Raw genomic sequence first — 17,444 nt, 5'->3', positions numbered from 1 at the left:
CCGGCGCCCAACGCGCAGGATGTTTCGGCGGCTAACCCGCTGAGGCGCTCTACTCGACCGAGACGGGCTCGAGCGCTGACGTCGTCAGATCGGTCGGCACGACGGTGGCCGTCACCTTCTTAGGCGCGACCTTCTTGGCCGGTGCTTTCTTGGCGGCGGCCTTCTTGGCGGCGGTCTTCTTGGCGGGAGCCTTCTTGGCGGCAGTCGTCTTGGCCGCGGCCGACTTCGTCGCGGTGGCCTTCTTCACCGGAGCCTTCTTTGCGGCCTTCTTGGCCGTCTTCTTCGGTGCTGGACCGCGCGAGCGGCGGTCGGCCAGCAGCTCCGCCGCCCGGTCCACCGTCAGCTCCTCGGGCGTGTCGCCCCGGCGGAGCGAAGCGTTGGTCTCACCGTCGGTGACGTAGGGCCCGAAGCGACCCTCGCGGACCACCATCGGCTTCCCCGACACCGGGTCGTTGCCGACCTCCTTCAGCGGCGGCTTGGCCGCGGCCCGACCGCGCAGCTTCGGCTGGGCGAAGATCGCCGCCGACTCGTCCAGGGTGATCGTGAAGAGCTGCTCCTCGGTCTCCAGAGAGCGAGAGTCGGTGCCACGCTTGATGTACGGGCCGTAGCGGCCGTTCTGCGCGGTCACCTCCTCGCCGTCGAGCACGCCGAGGACCCGGGGCAGCGTCAGCAGTTTCTGTGCCTCGGCCAGCGTCAGCTCAGTCACCGACATCGTCTTGAAGAGCGACGCCGACTTCTCGCCGTCCGTGACGTACGGGCCGTAACGGCCGTTCTTGGCGGTGATCTCCAGGCCGGAGTCCAGATCCACCCCGAGCACCCGGTCACCCGACGGCGCAGAGAGGAGCTCCTCGACCTTCTCGGGGGTCAGCTCGTCCGGGGCCAGGTCCTCCGGTACCGAGGCCCGCACACCGTCTTCGGCCGCACCCTTCTGCAGGTAGGGCCCGTAGCGTCCGACCCGCACCACTACGTCGGTGCCGGCCAGCGGGATGGAGTTCACCCCGCGGGCGTCGATCTGCTCCAGACGATCGGAGATGAGTTGCTTCAACCCGCCCTGAGCCGAAATCCGCCCTGAACCGGCGTCCGGCGAGGTATCCGGCCCGGCGCCGTTTGGAGCGCTCGATCCGTCGCCGAAGTAGAAACCCCTTAGCCAATCGATCCGCGAAGCCTCGCCATCGGCGATCGAGTCCAGGTCGGTCTCGACGCTGGCGGTGAAGTCATAGTCGACGAGGCGACTGAAGTACGACTCGAGCAGCCCGGTCACCGCGAAGGCGATCCAGGACGGCACCAGGGCCGCACCCTTCTTCCAGACGTAGCCACGGTCCTGGATGGTCTGCATGATCGATGCGTAGGTGGAGGGTCGGCCGATGCCGAGCTCCTCCAGGGCCTTGGTCAGCGACGGCTCGGTGTAGCGGGCCGGCGGCGAGGTGGTGTGCCCCTCCGGCTCGAAGTGGCGGGCGTCGATGGCCTCGCCCCGAGCCAGGCGCGGCAGCCGCTTCTGGGCGTCGTCGGCCTCGGCCGAGTCGTCGGTCTCCTCGACGTAGGCCCGTAGGAATCCGGGGAAGGTGATGGTGCGCCCCGAGGTCGCGAACTCGGCCCGCTCGTCGGTGATCGAGGAGGCGCCCAGCCGCACCGAGACGGTGGTGCCGACCGCGTCCTCCATCTGCGAGGCAAGGGTGCGCTGCCAGATCAGCTCGTACAACCGGAACTCGTCCGAGGAGAGCTGCGAGGCGAGCTGACCGGGGGTGCGGAAGCTGTCGCCGGCCGGCCGGATCGCCTCGTGAGCCTCCTGCGCGTTCTTCACCTTCCGGCTGTAGCGGCGCGGCTCGGCCGGCACGTACGCATCGCCGTAGAGCTCACGGGCCTGGGCCCGGGCCGCGGTGACCGCAGTCTCCGACAGGTTCGTCGAGTCGGTACGCATATAGGTGATGTGGCCGTTCTCGTACAGCCGCTGGGCCACCCGCATCACCACGGCCGAGGACCAGCGCAGTTTGCGACCGGCCTCCTGCTGCAGCGTCGACGTCATGAACGGTGCGTAGGGCTTGCGGCGGTAGGGCTTCTCCTCGACCCGGAGCACCTCGAACGGGCGCCCCTCCAGCCGGGCGGCCAGGCCGCGCGCCGCCGTCTCGTCCAGGTGCTCGACCGTCGACTCGGCGATCCCGGTCTCCGGGTCGAAGTCGCGGCCGGTGGCGACCCGGACGTCGTTGTAACTGACCAGCTTCGCGGTGAAGGTCTCCGGGTCGTCGGCCTTGCGCTCGACAGCGGCGAAGGTGCCCTCGATGTCCCAATACTCGGCCGTACGGAAGCGCATCCGGGCCCGCTCGCGCTCAACGACGATCCGGGTGGCCACCGACTGCACACGGCCGGCCGAGAGCTTCGGCAGAACCTTCTTCCAGAGAACTGGCGAAACCTCATAGCCATAGAGACGGTCGAGGATGCGTCGGGTCTCCTGGGCGTCGACCAGGTTGACGTCGATGTCCCGCGGCGACTCGATGGCCGCGGCGATGGCCTGCGGGGTGATCTCGTGGAAGACCATCCGGCGCACCGGAACCTTGGGGGCGAGTGTCTGCACCAGATGCCAGGCGATCGCCTCACCCTCGCGGTCCTCATCTGTGGCCAGGTAAACCTCGGAGGCGTCCTTGACCAGTGACTTGAGCTTGCTGACCTGCTGCTTGCGGTCGTTGCTGATCACGTACAGCGGCTCGAAGTTGTTGTCGGTGTCGACGCCGAGACGGGCCCAGGCCTCGCCCTTGTACTTGGCCGGGACGTCGGCGGCGTTGCGCGGCAGGTCGCGGATGTGGCCGATCGACGCCTCGACGACATACCCCGAGCCGAGGTAACCGCCGATCGTCTTGGCCTTGGCCGGCGACTCGACGATCACCAGTTTGGTGCCCGCCTTGCCCGCTGCCGAGGTGCCGCTAGCCACATGTACTCCCTGCGTCTACAGAAAAGTTGACTTCGAGTATTGACAAATGAGATGCCTTTTCAGGCCGGACGGTACATGACTTTAGCGACGTTGCGTGGACGACCGTGCATCCACCGTGTCACAGGCCTCCTGGGAGCGGCTGTGACTCACCCCGGTACGGCGGTGCTATTTGCCTGAATTTTACGGGCTAGCGGTGTCAGTCGCAGTCGCTGGGACGCCGGTTGCACCGAAGCGCAGACCGTCCATCAGCAGGTTCACCAGACGCGCCGCCTGGTCCTGCCAGTCGGGCTGGTCATTGGCCAGGCAGATGCCGCTCATGGCCCGCACCAGATCCTGGGAGTCCACGTCGGCCCGGATCGCGCCGTCGGCCACGGCCGCGGCCAGCAGCCGGTTGGCCGCACCGTACATCAGCCCCCGGGAGTAGGTGAAGAGCTCGGAGTCACCCGGAGCAGTGCTGCCGCCGGAGGCCTCGGCCGCCTCCGCGGCCGCCGCCTTGAGCGCGGTGGCCATGCCTCGCTTCTTCGCCACATGCCGGACGAAACCACCCATCCACTCGGACAGAGCCCGCTCGGCCGGTTCGCTGCGCAGTAACTCGTCGGCCCGGGCGCACATCAGCTCGACCTCGCGCCGGTAGACCGACTCGATGAGGGCGTTGCGGGTCGGGAAGTGGCGGTACAGGGTGCCGATTCCGACACCGGCCTGGCGGGCGATCTCCTCCAGCGAGGTATCCACACCGGAGGCCTGGAAAGCGGCCGACGCGGCGATCAGCAGCTGGTCGTAGTTGCGCTTGGCGTCGGCCCGCATGGGCTTCTGGCCCTGAGCGCACGGCGGGAGGGAAGCCAGGGACTCGGACTTGGCGGACTCGGGCTGGGACACGGACTCGGAGACACCGGCAGCGTCAGGCGCATCAGCTGTGCGCACCGTTGCGCTCATTCCGACACCTCCTGCGTGCCCATCCTGGGTCCCGATTCTGCCCGACGCGCCGGGCAGCACAAAAAAGATTTGCGAAACGGAGGCAGCCTCCGTATCGTCGAATGTACCGGAGGGTCCATCCGCTTCCGTGTCGATGTTACCGCAAGGAGACACACAATGTCTGTCACCACCAATCCACCCAACGCGAACAGCCGAGCCAGCCGCCTCGGCCGTCTGGGCGCAATTCGTCCCGGCCACCCCGGCCTGCTGCTCGCCGTCATCCTCACCTGCCAGCTGATGGTCGTGCTGGACGCGACGATCGTCAACATCGCGCTGCCCGAGATCAAGAGCTCACTCGGCTTCACGCCGACCGGGCTCTCCTGGGTCATCAACGCCTACACGCTGAGCTTCGGCGGACTACTGCTGCTCGGTGCCCGCGCCGGTGACATTCTCGGGCGCCGCCGCACCTTCATCGGCGGTCTGGCGTTGTTCACGCTGGCCTCGCTGGTCGGCGGCTTCGCCGGCAACGCCGAGATGCTGCTCATCGCCCGTGCCGCTCAGGGTGTGGGCGCGGCCTTCGCCTCACCGGCGGCCCTGGCCCTGCTCATGGTCACCTACCCGGACGGTCGCGAGCGCACCCGCGCGGTCGGTCTCTACACCGCCGTATCGATCGGCGGCGCGGCCGTCGGCCTCATCGCCGGCGGGCTGCTCACCGAATGGGCCTCCTGGCGCTGGGTTCTCTTTGTGAACGTGCCGATCGGCCTCGTCGTGCTGGCGCTCGCTTGGCGCGTCATGGTCGAGACGCCGCGCCGCAAGGGCCACTTCGATCTCGCCGGGGCCTTCACCTCGACGCTGGGCATGACCTCGATCGTCTACGGCCTCGTGCGGGCCGCCAGCGACGGCTGGTCGGACCCCGGAACCATCCTCGCCTTCGTGGCCGGAGTGCTGCTGCTGGCCGCGTTCGTCGTGATCGAGAGCCGGGCCAAGTCGCCGATCACGCCGCTGCGCCTCTTCGCCGATCGCAATCGCTCGGTTTCGTATGTGGCCCGACTGCTGATGGTGGCCGGAATGATGGGGATGTTCTTCTTCCTCTCGCAGTTCCTGCAGACCGTGCTCGGCTACGGTGCCTTCGCCTCCGGGGTGGCGTTCCTGCCGCTGACCATCGCCGTCTTCACTTCGTCGAACATCAGCGCCCGGGTTCTCACCGACCGCTTCGACGCGAAGACGCTCATGCTAGGCGGCCTGATCATCTCGACCACCGGGCTGGCCTGGCTGACCCAGCTGTCGGCCACCAGTAGCTACTGGGCTCTGCTCGGCCCGCTCGTCCTCTTCGGACTCGGCAACGGCACGGCGTTCGTGCCGCTGACCGCGATGGCCCTGCGGGGCGTGCAGCAGGAGGACGCCGGTGCTGCCTCGGGCATGGTCAACGTGATGCAGCAGCTCGGCGGGTCGGTCGGACTGGCGGTGCTGGTCACCGTCTTCGGTTCGGCCAGTCGCCGGGCGGCGGCCGACGCCCCGCTCAGCATGGACGCGGCGGCTCGCGCTCAGCACGCCTTCGTCGTCGGGGCTCAGCGAGGCTTCCTCGCCGCGACGATCTTCCTGGCCGTGACGGTGGTGCTCATCGCGGTCACCGTGCGGCGGGAGCAGCCCGCCCTGGCCGAGACCGATCTCGACGACGAACTGCGCGCCGTCGAGTCGGCCGACCTAGCGGAAGCGTTCTAACCAGCCTCACCCAGCTTGGGGAGTTTCATGCCCGGAATCCGGGCATGAAACTCCCCAAATCGGCATTACCGCACTAGAACGTCGGCCAGTCCCGGTCCGAGCCGACCGGCGCCTCGCCCAGCAGTTCGGCCAGTCGGCGCAGACGCTTGGCCGATGTAACTCGCCAGCCCGGCCCGCCGGAGCGGGCGGTCAGCGAGACCGCGGCCAGACCCAGACGTGACAGCTGGGCACCCGAGATGGTGTGGATGACGTCATCGGGCGCGTCGGTGCCGAGCAGGTAGCCGACCTCATCAGCCCGGCCGGCCGTCACCGCCCACAGACGCAGGCCACCGACGTCCAGCTGAAATCCGGGTGGTGGTGCCTCGTTCGCCCCGACCGTCCAGCGGTCGGCTTGGGCCCGCAGGTCAGCGGTGAATGCCGATCGGACGGCGAAGCCCTCCTCGGCCCGCACGATCGGATCGCTGCCCTCCCCAACGCCTCTCTCGTGAAAGGCGTGGTGCAGTTCATCGGCCCGCCAGCGGTCGGCGACAACGACCGAGAGGCGGGCGGTGTCACCGTGGCGAACCCAGTGCCCGCCACCGATGAGCACGCCGTCGAAATCGGCGAGGATCGGGTCGGCGGTGGCGGCCCCGAAGAGCGAAAACTGCATTGCAACAGCGTAGTGCTGGGCGGACGCTCCCGCCGGGACGCCGATGAGATTCTCACCGGCGCCGCGGCTGGAGCGTCAGGACGCGCAGGCCCGGCTACGGGTGGCTGGCGGCCGGTGTGTCGTCGTCGGCGCCGCGGCTTGGGAGGTGCGTTCCGGCCGGGGTGCCTGAATCGTTGGAGCCGGCACCGGAGGAGGCCGAGCTGTCGGCGCTCGGTCCCATCGAGACGACTCGGCGCTTGGCCACGATGACGGCCACCGCGATGATCGCGAAGGCGACGAGCCCGATCAGAATGCGCAGCGGGATCGAGGCGTGCGTGCCGACCGTTAGCTTCACGACAGCCGGCGCCACCAGCACCGCCACCAGGTTCATCACCTTGATCAGCGGGTTGATCGCCGGGCCGGCGGTGTCCTTGAACGGATCACCGACGGTGTCGCCGATTACGGTGGCCGCATGGGCGTCGGTGCCCTTTCCGCCGTAGGCCCCGTCCTCCACCATCTTCTTGGCGTTGTCCCAGGCCCCACCCGAGTTGGCCAGGTAGATCGCCATCAGCACACCGGCTCCGATGGCCCCGGCGAGGTAGCCGGCCAGCGGGCCGATGCCGAGCAGGAAGCCCACGCCGATCGGGGCCAGGATGGCCAGCACCCCGGGCGTCGCCAGCTCCCGCAGGGAGTCCTTGGTGCAGATGTCGACGACGCGTCCATAGTCGGGCTTCTCGGTGAAGTCCATGATTCCGGGCTTGGTACGGAACTGCTCGCGGACCTCGTAGACGACCCGCCCGGCCGCCCGCTCGACGGCCCGAATGGCCAGACCGCTGAAGAAGAAGACAACAGCGGCACCGATGATCACACCGACCAGGTTGTTCGGCTGTGAGAGGTCCAGGTTGAACGAGAGCGACGTCAGCTTCCCACCGGGAACCTGCACCACGGTGACGTTGTTGAACAGCGTCACCGTGACGCCCCGCGCCTGGCTCAGGGCGTCGGTGAAGGCCTTGTTGAAGGAGCCGAAGAGCGCCGTCGCGGCGAGCACGGCGGTGGCGATCGCGATTCCCTTGGTGATCGCCTTGGTGGTGTTTCCGACCGCGTCGAGATCGGTGAGCACGCGAGCACCCTGCTCGTCGATGTCACCGCTCATCTCCGCGATCCCCTGTGCGTTGTCACTCACCGGGCCGAAGGTGTCCATCGCGACGATGACACCGGCCGTGGTGAGCAGGCCGCAGCCGGCCAGCGCCACCGCATAGAGCGCGACGAAGGTCGCCCCGCCGCCGAGCAGGAACGCCCCGTAGACGGCGGCACCGATGACCAGCGCCGAGTAGACGGCCGACTCCAGACCGAGCGAGATTCCCGAGAGAATCACGGTCGCGGGACCGGTCAGCGAAGCCTTCGCGACGTCGGTGACCGGGCGGCGGATGGTGTCGGTGAAGTACCCGGTGAGCTGCTGGATGATCACCGCGAGCACGATGCCGATGAGGACGGCGACGAAGGCGATGACCCGCGGGTTGCCGGTGCCCGGGTCGGATCCGTTCAGCTCCTCGAAGCTGGACGGCAGGTAGGCGAAGGCGACGATCGCGACCAGGATCAGCGAGACGGCCGCGGTGATGAAGAAGCCACGGTTGATCGGCACCAGACCGGTGCGGTCGGCCGCCCGCAGCTTGGTGGTGAGGATGCCGACGACCGAACTGATGATGCCGACCGCGCCGATGAGCAGCGGCAGCAGCAGACCCTTGGAGCCGAAGGCCGACTGTCCGAGAATGAGCGCGGCGACGAGGGTCACGGCGTAGGACTCGAAGAGGTCGGCCGCCATGCCGGCGCAGTCACCGACGTTGTCGCCCACGTTGTCGGCGATGGTGGCCGCGTTCCGCGGGTCGTCCTCCGGAATGCCGGCCTCGACCTTGCCGACCAGGTCGGCCCCGACGTCGGCCGCCTTCGTGAAGATGCCGCCACCGACGCGCATGAACATCGCCAGCAGCGCGCCACCGAAGCCGAAGCCCTCCAGCACGGTGGGGGCGTTGCTGTTGTAGCAGAAGAGCACGACGCTGGCCCCGAAGAGGCCGAGGCCGACGGTGAGCATGCCGACGATGCCGCCGGTGCGGAAGGCTACGTGGAAGCCCCGCTCGCGGCCGCCACCGCGTGCTGCGGCCGCCACCCGGACGTTGGCCCGGGTGGCCAGCGTCATGCCGATGTACCCCACCGCCGCGGAGAAGACCGCCCCGACGAGGAAGAAGAGGGCCCGTCCGAACTGGACGCTGAAACCGCCGTGGTTCACCGGCAGGACCAGCAGCACCACGAAGACGATCCCGGCGAAGACGGCCAGCGTCTTGAACTGACGGTTCAGGTAGGCGGCCGCACCCTCCTGCACCGCCTTGGCGATCTCCACCATCTTCGGCGTGCCGGTATCGGCCGCGAGCACCTCCCGTGACAGGAAGTAGGCGAATGCAAGGGCGGCGAGGGCGATGACGCCGATCGCGACTACCCAGAGCTTGTCGCCATTCGATATCCCGGGGTCAACCCGGGTTACGGTCACGGCTGTCAGGTCTCGTATGGCCATGCGGACTCCTTCGCGGGCACAGCGTTGTGCCGAAATCGACGTTGCGCGCAGAAGCTGCAGGGCGGGTTTTGCTGGTCTTCGATCCCCGTACGACTGTGCGCCTGGTGATTCGGCGGAGTTTAGCGGGAGAGATCGACGTTAAGTGGTCCAGGTCACCGAATTGTTGTTAACCGGCGTCACTATGTGGCACACATCACTCCGAAACGGAGCGGATTTCAGGCCTCGCCGACGCCGGCCAGGGCCCCTTCGACGCTGTCGGAGATCGCGAAGACGCCGTCCAAGCCGGTGATCCGGAAGAGCTTGGTGACCCGATCCTGGTTGGCGACGATGGAGAGGGTGCGGGCCCGCTCGTTGGCCAGGTTCAACGCCGCGACCAGGGCACCGAGTCCGGTCGAGTCGATGAAGCCGACGGCGGAGAGGTCGACGATCACCGGCCGCTCCCCCTCCTCGAGCAGATCGGTGAGACGCTCCCGTAGCGCCGGAGCCGAATAGAAGTCCACGTCGCCACGGACGTCCAGCACGGACGCAACCTCGGTCACTGCGGTGTTCAGCGAGATCTCCACCAGGCAATCGTGCCACAGACGCCGCGATCGGCAGATATGGTCACAGCCCACGGCTAGCGTGGCCATCGTGCCCACGCTGACTGCCCCGGAGCTGCTACGGCGCTTGGTCAGCCCCGCCACCAAGGACTCGCTCACGCACGTCGAGACGGTCCCGGCCCGGGCGGCCGAGACGGTCGGCTGGCCGGGTTGGGTCCCGGACGAGCTGCGCGAGCGCTTCATCGCCGACGGCATCGCCGAGCCCTGGCTGCATCAGGTCGAGGCGGCCGAGGCGGCGCACCGGGGCGAGCATGTCGTCATCGCCACCACCACGGCGTCCGGGAAGTCACTGGCCTATCAGCTGCCGGCGCTCACCGCGCTGCTGGGCGACGACCGCGCCCGGGTGCTGTACCTGTCCCCGACCAAGGCGCTGGCCGGGGATCAACTGCGCTCGCTGCACGAACTCGGCATCAGCGGGGTGCGGGCCGCCACCTATGACGGTGACACGCCAATGGGCGAGCGGGACTGGGTGCGCTCGCACGCCAACTGGATCCTCACCAACCCGGACATGCTGCACCGCGGCATCCTGGCCCAGCATGACCGGTGGGCCTCCTACCTGCGCCGGCTGCGCTACGTGGTGATCGACGAGTGCCATAGCTATCGGGGCGTCTTCGGGTCCCACGTCTGCCTCATCATCCGGCGGCTTCGGCGACTCTGCCAGCGCTACGGCGCCGCCCCTGTCTTCATCCTCGCCTCGGCCACCTCGCGTGACCCGGCGACTTCGGCCGGCCGGCTGGTCGGGCTGCCGGTGACCTGCGTGGCCCGCGACACCGCGCCGCACGGCCAGCGGCTGGTCGCGCTCTGGGAGCCGCCGCTCACCGGGCTGGTCGGCGAGAACGGCGCGCCGTTGCGGCGGAGCGCCGGTGCCCAGACGTCGGATCTACTGGCCAGCCTGGTGATCTCCGGAGCGCGCACGCTCGCCTTCGTCCGCTCCCGCCGGGGGGCTGAGCTCACCGCGCTCGGCGCGCAGCGGGCGCTCACCGAGGCGGGCGCAGGCGAACTGGCCGAGCGGGTCAGCGGCTACCGCGGCGGCTACCTGCGCGAGGAGCGGCGCAGCATCGAGGCGGCGCTCACCGCCGGCGAACTCCTCGGCGTGGCCGCCACCAACGCCCTCGAACTGGGGCTGGACATCAGCGGCCTGGACGCCGTACTCATCGCGGGTTTCCCGGGCACGCTGGCCTCGTTCTGGCAGCAGGCCGGGCGAGCCGGTCGCTCGGGCCGGGACGCGCTGGTGGTCTTCGTGGCCCGCGACGACCCGCTGGACACCTACCTCGTCCACCATCCGTCGGCCGTCTTCGGGCGTCCCATCGAGTCGAGCGTCTGCGACCCGGCCAACCCCTACGTGCTGGGTCCACAGCTGTGTTGCGCGGCGGCCGAGCAGCCGATCACCGAGGCCGACCTGCCACTCTTCGGGGGCGAGGTGGCCCGGGCGGTGCTGGCCGACCTGGTGGCGGCCGGGCAGCTGCGGGCCCGTCCGGCCGGGTGGTTCTGGACCTCGCGTGAGCGTCCATCGGCCGACATCCGTGGATCGGGCGGGGATCCGGTCAGCATCGTCGAGTCGAGTACCGGAGCGCTGCTGGGAACCGTCGACGCCGGGGCCGCCCACTCCTCGGTGCACCCGGGTGCGGTCTATCTGCACCTGGGCCGCTCCTATCTGGTCGAGGAGCTGGACCTCGCGCACAGCGCGGCGCTGGTCCACGCCGACAACCCGTACTACTCGACCAACGCCCGCGACACCACCGACATCGCGATCGTCTCGGTTGAGCAGTCTTCCCGGGCCGGTGCGGTCGGGACCTTCTTCGGCACGGTGGACGTCACCAATCAGGTTGTGAGCTTCCAACGCCGCCGGCTGGACAGCTCCGAACTCATCGACGAGACCCCTCTCGACCTGCCGCCACGACAGCTGCGAACCCGGGCCGTCTGGTACACGATCGAGGCGAACGCCCTGCGAACCTTAGGGGAATCACTGGATCTGGCCGGTGCCGCGCACGCCGCTGAGCACGCCGCCATCGGGCTGCTCCCGCTCTTCGCAACCTGCGACCGCTGGGATATCGGCGGCGTCTCCACCGCGCTGCACCCCGACACCGGTGAGGCGACGATCTTCGTCTACGACGGTCACGCGGGCGGGGCCGGCTTCGCCGAACGGGGCTACGCGCTGCTGCCGGACTGGCTGGCCGCCACCCACGCCGCGGTGAGCGCCTGCGAGTGCCGCGACGGCTGCCCGTCCTGTGTGCAGTCGCCGAAGTGCGGCAACGGCAACGAACCCCTTGATAAAGCCGGGGCAATCTCGTTACTGGGGGTGGTCTTGGAGCAGTTGGGCGCGCTCAGCTCAGCGGGTGGCCAGTAGCGCGTCGACGGCGGCCGCCCCACCCAGACCGGAGACGGCGCCACCCCTTCGCGATCCGCTGCCCGCGATGAGGATGCGCTCGCTGTCGGCCACCGCGACGCCGTAGCGCTGCGCCGGCGTTGACCGGTCGGCGTCGTCATCGAGCCAGGGCCACTGCAGATCGCCGTGGAAAATATGCCCACCCGGCATCCCGACGCTCTGCTCGACGTCAACCGGCGTGGCGACATCGAGGCAGAGCCAGCCGTTCTCGTCGCGGGCCAGACAATCCTCCAGCGGCTCGGCGAGGTGGCGCTGCAGCGAGGCCAGGGCGGCCTGCGTCACCCGCTGCTTGGCCAGCTCCGGGTCCTCGGCGAAGAGGCGAGCCGGCGCATGCAGGCCGAAGAGGGTGAGCGTGTGGCCCGGGTACCCCTGCAGGATCGACGGGTCGGTGAGGGAGTGGCAGTAGATCTCGGCCGGGAGCAGCGCCGGCACTTCGCCGGCGCCGGCCACCCGGTAGGCCTCCTCCAGCTGGCTGTAGTCCTCCTCGAAGTGGGTGGTCCCGGCGAAGGCGACGTTGGGGTCGATGCCGGACTTCAGCCGGGGCAATCGATCGAGGAGCATGTTGATCTTCAGCTGCGCCCCCTCCGGAGCGGCGGCGCTGACTCGCCCGCGCCAGCGGTCGATGGTGACCGGGGCCACCGCGGCCAGCAGGTTCGTCGCCCTCACCTCAAGCTCCCCGCCACCGCTGAGCTCGGCCTGCAGCGTCACTCCGACCGCATCCTCGTCGACGGACCGCACCTCGACCCCGGTGCGCACCTCCACCCCCAGTTCGAGCGCCCGCGTCAGCAGCGCGTCGGAGAGCGCACCCATCCCACCCACCGGCACCAGCCACTCACCGGTGCCGCGCCCGATCAGGTGGTAGAGGAAGCAGCGGTTGGCCAGCAGGCTCTCGTCGGCCAGCGAGGTGAAGGTGCCGATGAGGGCGTCGGTGGCGACGATGCCGCGCACCGAGTCGTCGGCGAAGCGGCTGGTGATCAGCTCGGCGACCGGCGCCTGGACGACCTCCTCCCAGATTCGCGACCCGCCGGCGGCGAGCACGGCGTCCCGGGCCTGCGAGCGGCTGTGCAGCTCGCCGGTGAGACCCGGGGCGAGCACCCGGGCCAGGACCGCGAGTTCGGAGTAGAGCTGCTGCCAGGCCCGCCATTCGGCCTCCGACCCGGTGAGCGCTCGGAAGGAGGCCTCGGTGGCCGAGCTCGGCTCGCGCTCGACCAGCAGGCCGGTGGCCCGTCCGTCACGCTGCAGCGGGGTATAGGAGGAGACGGCCCGCGAGCGCAGTTCGACCCGCACGCCGAGGCGTCGCTGCAGCTCGTCCGGGAAGAGGCTGACCAGGTAGGAGTACTTGCTGAGTCGGGCCGGCCGGCCGGCGAAGACCTGAGCGGAGACGGCGGCGCCCCCGACGTGGTCGGAGCGCTCCAGCAGCAGCACCGACCGCCCGGCCTGAGCGGCCAGGATCGCCGCGACCAGACCGTTGTGCCCTCCACCGGCGACCACCACATCCATGCGCCTCACCCTAGTTCGGGGCCGGGGCGGTGATGGCGCTCCTCTCGCGCCACCCACCGCGGCATGTGAAAATTGGTCTCCAGATGATGACCTCCCGCCAGAGCCACCGCCGCAGTGCCGCTGCCCGGCAGCGGTCGCTGCACCCTCGGTCGCTGCACCCACGGTTGCTGGCCCGCATCGCCGGGGGCGCGGTGCTCGCGCTGGCGGCGCTGAGTTCCTACGCCCACTACGACATCGGGCTGGCCCGGGCGTCCACGGCCCAGACCCACCCGACGGCGCCCCACCCTGCAGTCCCCGGCGGGAGCCCGACACCGACGCCGCCACCCACTCCGGCCGCGCCGACGCACATCTGGAGGATGCCGACGCCGGTCGCGGTACCGCCGGCGCCGACCCTCACCGGCTACGTCATGGCGGTCACCCAGCCGAACACGACCGTCTCCGGGAGCTGCAGCGCCGGTACTTCGGTACAGATCACGGCGCCCCACGCGCACGTGACGATCAGCGGGCACTGCGCGGCGGTCGTGATCACCGCCGACTCGGTGATTCTCAACGTGGACCAGTTCAACTTGGCGTACATATCGGGCAAACACGTCACGGTGCTGTACCAGCGGGGAACTCCGACGGTGCATAACTACGGGGCCGGAACGCACGTCACCAAGGTCTAGTGCCGGCTGACGGGGTGACTGGGCAGTAGCCGGCCGGGCGGCTGCGGAGTCCGTCACGTTCTCTGCTCGCCGCGCTGACCGGGGCACTAAGCTCTGCTCTCGTGACTGCAGAAGCTCTTCCCGAAGCGCCCGATCCGCACACCACCGCCGGAAAGCTGGCCGACCTCGACCGTCGCTACGACGAGGCTGTGCACGCCGGATCGGCCCGCGCGGTCGAGCGGCAGCACGCGAAGGGGAAGAAGACGGCTCGCGAGCGCATCGACGCGCTGCTCGACGAGGGCTCCTTCATCGAGATGGACGAGTTCGCCCGGCACCGCTCGACGGTCTTCGGCATGGAGAAGAACCGCCCCTTCGGCGACGGCGTGGTGACCGGCTACGGCACCGTGGACGGCCGCCCGGTCTGCGTCTTCAGCCAGGACGTCACCGTCTTCGGCGGCGCGCTCGGTGAGGTCTACGGCGAGAAGATCGTGAAGGTCCTCGACCTGGCCCTCAAGACCGGCTGCCCGGTGGTCGGCATCAATGAAGGTGGCGGCGCGCGCATCCAGGAGGGTGTGGCATCGCTCGGGCTCTACGGCGAGATCTTCATGCGCAACGTGCGAGCCTCGGGCGTGGTCCCGCAGATCTCCCTGATCATGGGCGCGGCGGCCGGCGGGCACGTCTATTCCCCCGCGCTCACCGACTTCATCGTCATGGTCGACAAGACCTCGCAGATGTTCATCACCGGCCCGGACGTCGTCAAGACGGTCACCGGCGAGGACGTCACGCTGGAGGAGCTCGGCGGCGCCCGCACCCACAACACGACCAGCGGCAACGCCCACTACCTCGGCACCGACGAGGACGACGCGATCAACTACGTCAAGGGCCTGCTCTCCTACCTGCCGAGCAACAACCTCGACCCGCTGCCGACCTACGACACCGACGTCACCGACACGGTGACCGACGAGGACGCGTTCCTGGACACGTTCATTCCGGACTCGGCCAACCAGCCGTATGACATGCACGAGCTCATCACCCACATCGTGGACGACGAGGAGTTCCTCGAGGTGCACGCGCTCTTCGCGCCGAACATCATCGTCGGCTTCGGCCGCATCGAGGGCTCGCCGGTCGGCGTCGTGGCCAACCAGCCGATGCACTTCGCCGGCTGCCTGGACATCGACGCGTCGGAGAAGGCGGCCCGCTTCGTACGCACCTGCGACGCCTTCAACATCCCAGTTATCACCCTCGTCGACGTCCCCGGCTTCCTGCCCGGCGTCAGCCAGGAGCACACCGGCATCATCCGCCGCGGCGCGAAGCTCATCTACGCCTACTGCGAGGCCACCGTCCCGAAGATCACCGTCATCACCCGCAAGGCGTTCGGTGGGGCCTACGACGTCATGGGGTCCAAGCACCTGGGGGCGGACATCAACGTCGCCTGGCCGACGGCGCAGATCGCGGTCATGGGGGCCCAGGGTGCGGTGAACATCCTGTACCGCAAGGAGATCGCCGCGGCCGAGGACCCGGAGGCGCTACGGGCCCAGGTCGTCACCGACTACGAGGACACCCTGGTCAACCCCTACGTCGCCGCCGAGCGGGGCTACATCGACTCGGTGATCCCGCCGTCGCACACCCGCGCGTACATCATCAAGTCGCTGCGCATGCTGAGCAACAAGCGCGAGAGCCTGCCGCCGAAGAAGCACGGAAACATCCCACTATGAGCAGGATGGGGATTCTGTGAGCAAGCATCGCGCACCTGATGCCGACGAGGTGGCGGAGTCATCGACGCCCGAGGCGGAGGTTGCCTCGGCCCGTCCGGTGCTACGCATCGTCAAGGGTGAGCCCACCCCGGAGGAGCTCGCCGTGGTGACGGCGCTCTTCTCCGCGCGCGGTTCAGCTGAACCGGCGGAGCCGAAGCAGAGTCGCGCCGGCGGCTGGGCCGACCCGGCTCAACTGACCCGTCCACCGCTGCGGGCCGGCGCCGGCGCATGGCGGAACGCCCGTTAGTCAGCGCCGACTTGCCGAACCTCCTGCATCCTGCGCGCTATAGCCCGCGATATGCAGGAGATTTGCGGGCGCGCTTCTCCCGCCGCCGGGCCACTCCGGCCGAGTGTGCCTCAGCTGCGCGCCGGCGACGAATGCGCTCACCGAGCCCGGCCGGGTAGCCGGCCCTGAGGAGTCGGGTCTCACTGGTCTCGACGACGTAGGCGAAGCCGAAGAGCAGGCCCATGAACGTCCCGCCGATCACGGCGACCCCGCGGATCCAGAACGCGCCCGGAACGAAGATCAGAATGGCGGCCGCGAACGGCGCCAGCAGCACGATCGAGCGCGCTGACTGCCGCAGCAGCCAGGTCCGGCCGGTGAGATCCTTGAGCACCCAGTCACGCAGCGACGGGGGCAACCCGCCGCCCCAGGCGTAGCGCAGCCACTCGACCGCGTTGGGGCGCGAACGCTGGGGTACCACACTTGGCTCCGCGACCGGAGCCCGCTTCTCGTCCATGTTGACCACGTTACACCAATCATTGGTGTACAAACTATTGGTACGCTTCTGATGTGAAGACTGAGCTCGACGAGACGATCGACCCATTGGCCCTGGAGCGACAGGTCTGCTTCGCGCTCTCCGTCGCCTCCCGCGGCGTGGTGTCGGTCTATCGGCCGCTGCTGGAACCGATGGGGCTGACCCACCCGCAGTACCTGGTGATGCTCGCCCTCTGGCAGCAGCAACCACTCTCGGTTAAGGACCTTAGCCAGCTCCTCGCGCTCGACCCGGGGACGCTCTCGCCGCTGGTGAAGCGCCTGGAGGCCTCCGGCTACCTGCGACGCGAGCGCAGCGCCACCGACGAACGCAACCTCGAGATCACCCTCACCGACTCTGGTCGACGCCTGCGCGAACAGGCGCTGCTGATCCCGGCCGCGGTGATGGCGAGGCTGCAGATCGAGCTACCCGAACTCGAGCAGCTGCACGCATCGCTGACCCGGGTCATCGCCGCGGTGAAGTCCGCCGGCTGAGCGTTACTCATTGGCCTTGCGGGCCCGGAACGCGGCGACATTGGTGCGATTGGAGCAGGAGGTGCTGCAGAAGCGCCGCGACCGGTTCTTGGAGAGGTCGACCAGCACGTCGCCACAGTCGGCCGCCGCACAGAGTTGCAGCCGCGGCAGCTCCTTCTGCCGGATGACATCGATCATCGCCATCGCCGCCTCCACCGCCATCCGATCCGCCAACGGCGCGTCGGGCGGTGTCGCATGCAGGTGGTAGTCCCAGGCATCGTGGCGCACCAGTTGCGGCAGCGCGTTCGTCTGGCGCAGCAAGGTATTCACCAGCTCCGCGGCCGCCGGCTCGTCCAGAAACCAGAGCTGGCGCAGCCGCGGACGTAGCCGGCGCACGGCATCCAGCTCGGCCTGGTCGTGACGCAGCTGGCCGGTCCAGCCCCACTCCTGGACGAAGCTATCCAGCGCCGCCACATCGGCCAGCAGATCACCGTCGGGCTGATCGGTGTTCACCAGGGCCGCGGCGCCGGCGAGGGCATGCTCTGTGTCATGGGCAAAAAGCATTTGACTCCTTTCAGGCGC

At 69.0% G+C, this 17,444-nt stretch carries 14 protein-coding genes; 6 read left to right on the top strand and 8 right to left on the bottom strand.

Annotated features, from left to right (window positions below):
• Positions 1-49 precede the first annotated feature (49 nt).
• Positions 50-2,923: a type I DNA topoisomerase gene (gene topA, locus CPH63_RS07490; RefSeq protein WP_096302328.1), complete on the bottom strand. Its 2,874-nt coding sequence runs from the start codon at positions 2,921-2,923 to the stop codon at positions 50-52.
• Positions 2,924-3,103: 180 nt separating this feature from the next.
• Positions 3,104-3,856, bottom strand: coding sequence for a TetR/AcrR family transcriptional regulator (locus tag CPH63_RS07485; protein ID WP_096302327.1), 753 nt, complete (start codon positions 3,854-3,856; stop codon positions 3,104-3,106).
• Between the two features lie 156 nt (positions 3,857-4,012).
• Between CPH63_RS07485 and CPH63_RS07480 the strand changes: the two genes are divergently transcribed.
• A complete protein-coding gene (locus tag CPH63_RS07480; protein ID WP_096302326.1) occupies positions 4,013-5,557 on the top strand; it encodes an MFS transporter in 1,545 nt (514 codons plus the stop codon).
• Positions 5,558-5,630: 73 nt separating this feature from the next.
• Here the strand turns inward: CPH63_RS07480 and CPH63_RS07475 are convergent, their stop codons facing one another.
• The 3 genes from CPH63_RS07475 to CPH63_RS07465 form a co-directional block, all read right to left on the bottom strand.
• Positions 5,631-6,206, bottom strand: a complete 576-nt coding sequence (locus CPH63_RS07475; protein WP_096302325.1) for a hypothetical protein — start codon at positions 6,204-6,206, stop codon at positions 5,631-5,633.
• Positions 6,207-6,300: 94 nt separating this feature from the next.
• The gene (locus tag CPH63_RS07470) at positions 6,301-8,751 is read right to left on the bottom strand and encodes a sodium-translocating pyrophosphatase (protein ID WP_096302324.1); all 2,451 of its coding nucleotides are present in this window, start codon (positions 8,749-8,751) and stop codon (positions 6,301-6,303) included.
• Between the two features lie 215 nt (positions 8,752-8,966).
• Entirely contained in the window at positions 8,967-9,314 is a 348-nt protein-coding gene (locus CPH63_RS07465) for an STAS domain-containing protein (protein ID WP_197704615.1), read from the bottom strand.
• A gap of 58 nt (positions 9,315-9,372) precedes the next feature.
• Here CPH63_RS07465 and CPH63_RS07460 point away from each other — a divergent pair, with 58 nt between their 5' ends.
• Positions 9,373-11,697, top strand: coding sequence for a DEAD/DEAH box helicase (locus tag CPH63_RS07460; RefSeq protein WP_197704614.1), 2,325 nt, complete (start codon positions 9,373-9,375; stop codon positions 11,695-11,697).
• Here CPH63_RS07460 and CPH63_RS07455 read toward each other — a convergent pair.
• Positions 11,680-13,236 carry an NAD(P)/FAD-dependent oxidoreductase gene (locus CPH63_RS07455; RefSeq protein WP_096302323.1) on the bottom strand — a complete coding sequence of 519 codons (1,557 nt, stop codon included), beginning with the start codon at positions 13,234-13,236 and terminating at the stop codon, positions 11,680-11,682. The two genes, CPH63_RS07460 and CPH63_RS07455, sit on opposite strands and share 18 nt — an antisense overlap.
• Positions 13,237-13,319: 83 nt before the next feature.
• On the opposite strand from CPH63_RS07455, the gene CPH63_RS07450 reads away from it, so the two are divergent.
• The 3 genes from CPH63_RS07450 (at position 13,320) to CPH63_RS07440 (ending at position 15,881) form a co-directional block, all read left to right on the top strand.
• Entirely contained in the window at positions 13,320-13,901 is a 582-nt protein-coding gene (locus CPH63_RS07450; RefSeq protein ID WP_096302322.1) for a DUF3060 domain-containing protein, read from the top strand.
• 101 nt (positions 13,902-14,002) lie between these two features.
• On the top strand, positions 14,003-15,595 hold the full coding sequence (locus CPH63_RS07445; protein WP_096302321.1) for an acyl-CoA carboxylase subunit beta: 1,593 nt from the start codon (positions 14,003-14,005) through the stop codon (positions 15,593-15,595).
• A gap of 16 nt (positions 15,596-15,611) precedes the next feature.
• Entirely contained in the window at positions 15,612-15,881 is a 270-nt protein-coding gene (locus tag CPH63_RS07440) for an acyl-CoA carboxylase subunit epsilon (RefSeq protein WP_206745660.1), read from the top strand.
• 37 nt (positions 15,882-15,918) lie between these two features.
• Here the strand turns inward: CPH63_RS07440 and CPH63_RS07435 are convergent, their stop codons facing one another.
• Positions 15,919-16,374 carry a DUF5313 family protein gene (locus tag CPH63_RS07435; RefSeq protein ID WP_157749356.1) on the bottom strand — a complete coding sequence of 152 codons (456 nt, stop codon included), beginning with the start codon at positions 16,372-16,374 and terminating at the stop codon, positions 15,919-15,921.
• A 53-nt stretch (positions 16,375-16,427) separates the two neighbouring features.
• Here CPH63_RS07435 and CPH63_RS07430 point away from each other — a divergent pair, with 53 nt between their 5' ends.
• Complete coding sequence (locus CPH63_RS07430; protein ID WP_096302319.1) at positions 16,428-16,883, top strand: MarR family winged helix-turn-helix transcriptional regulator; 456 nt, start codon at positions 16,428-16,430, stop codon at positions 16,881-16,883.
• A gap of 3 nt (positions 16,884-16,886) precedes the next feature.
• Here the strand turns inward: CPH63_RS07430 and CPH63_RS07425 are convergent, their stop codons facing one another.
• Positions 16,887-17,426, bottom strand: a complete 540-nt coding sequence (locus CPH63_RS07425; protein ID WP_096302318.1) for a CGNR zinc finger domain-containing protein — start codon at positions 17,424-17,426, stop codon at positions 16,887-16,889.
• Positions 17,427-17,444: the final 18 nt, after the last annotated feature.

The sequence above is a fragment of the Jatrophihabitans sp. GAS493 genome (assembly GCF_900230215.1).
Classification (GTDB): Bacteria; Actinomycetota; Actinomycetes; order Mycobacteriales; family Jatrophihabitantaceae; genus MT45.
The sequence above is the reverse complement of the archived record's forward strand: the minus strand, read 5'-3'. Positions and strand labels throughout refer to the sequence as shown.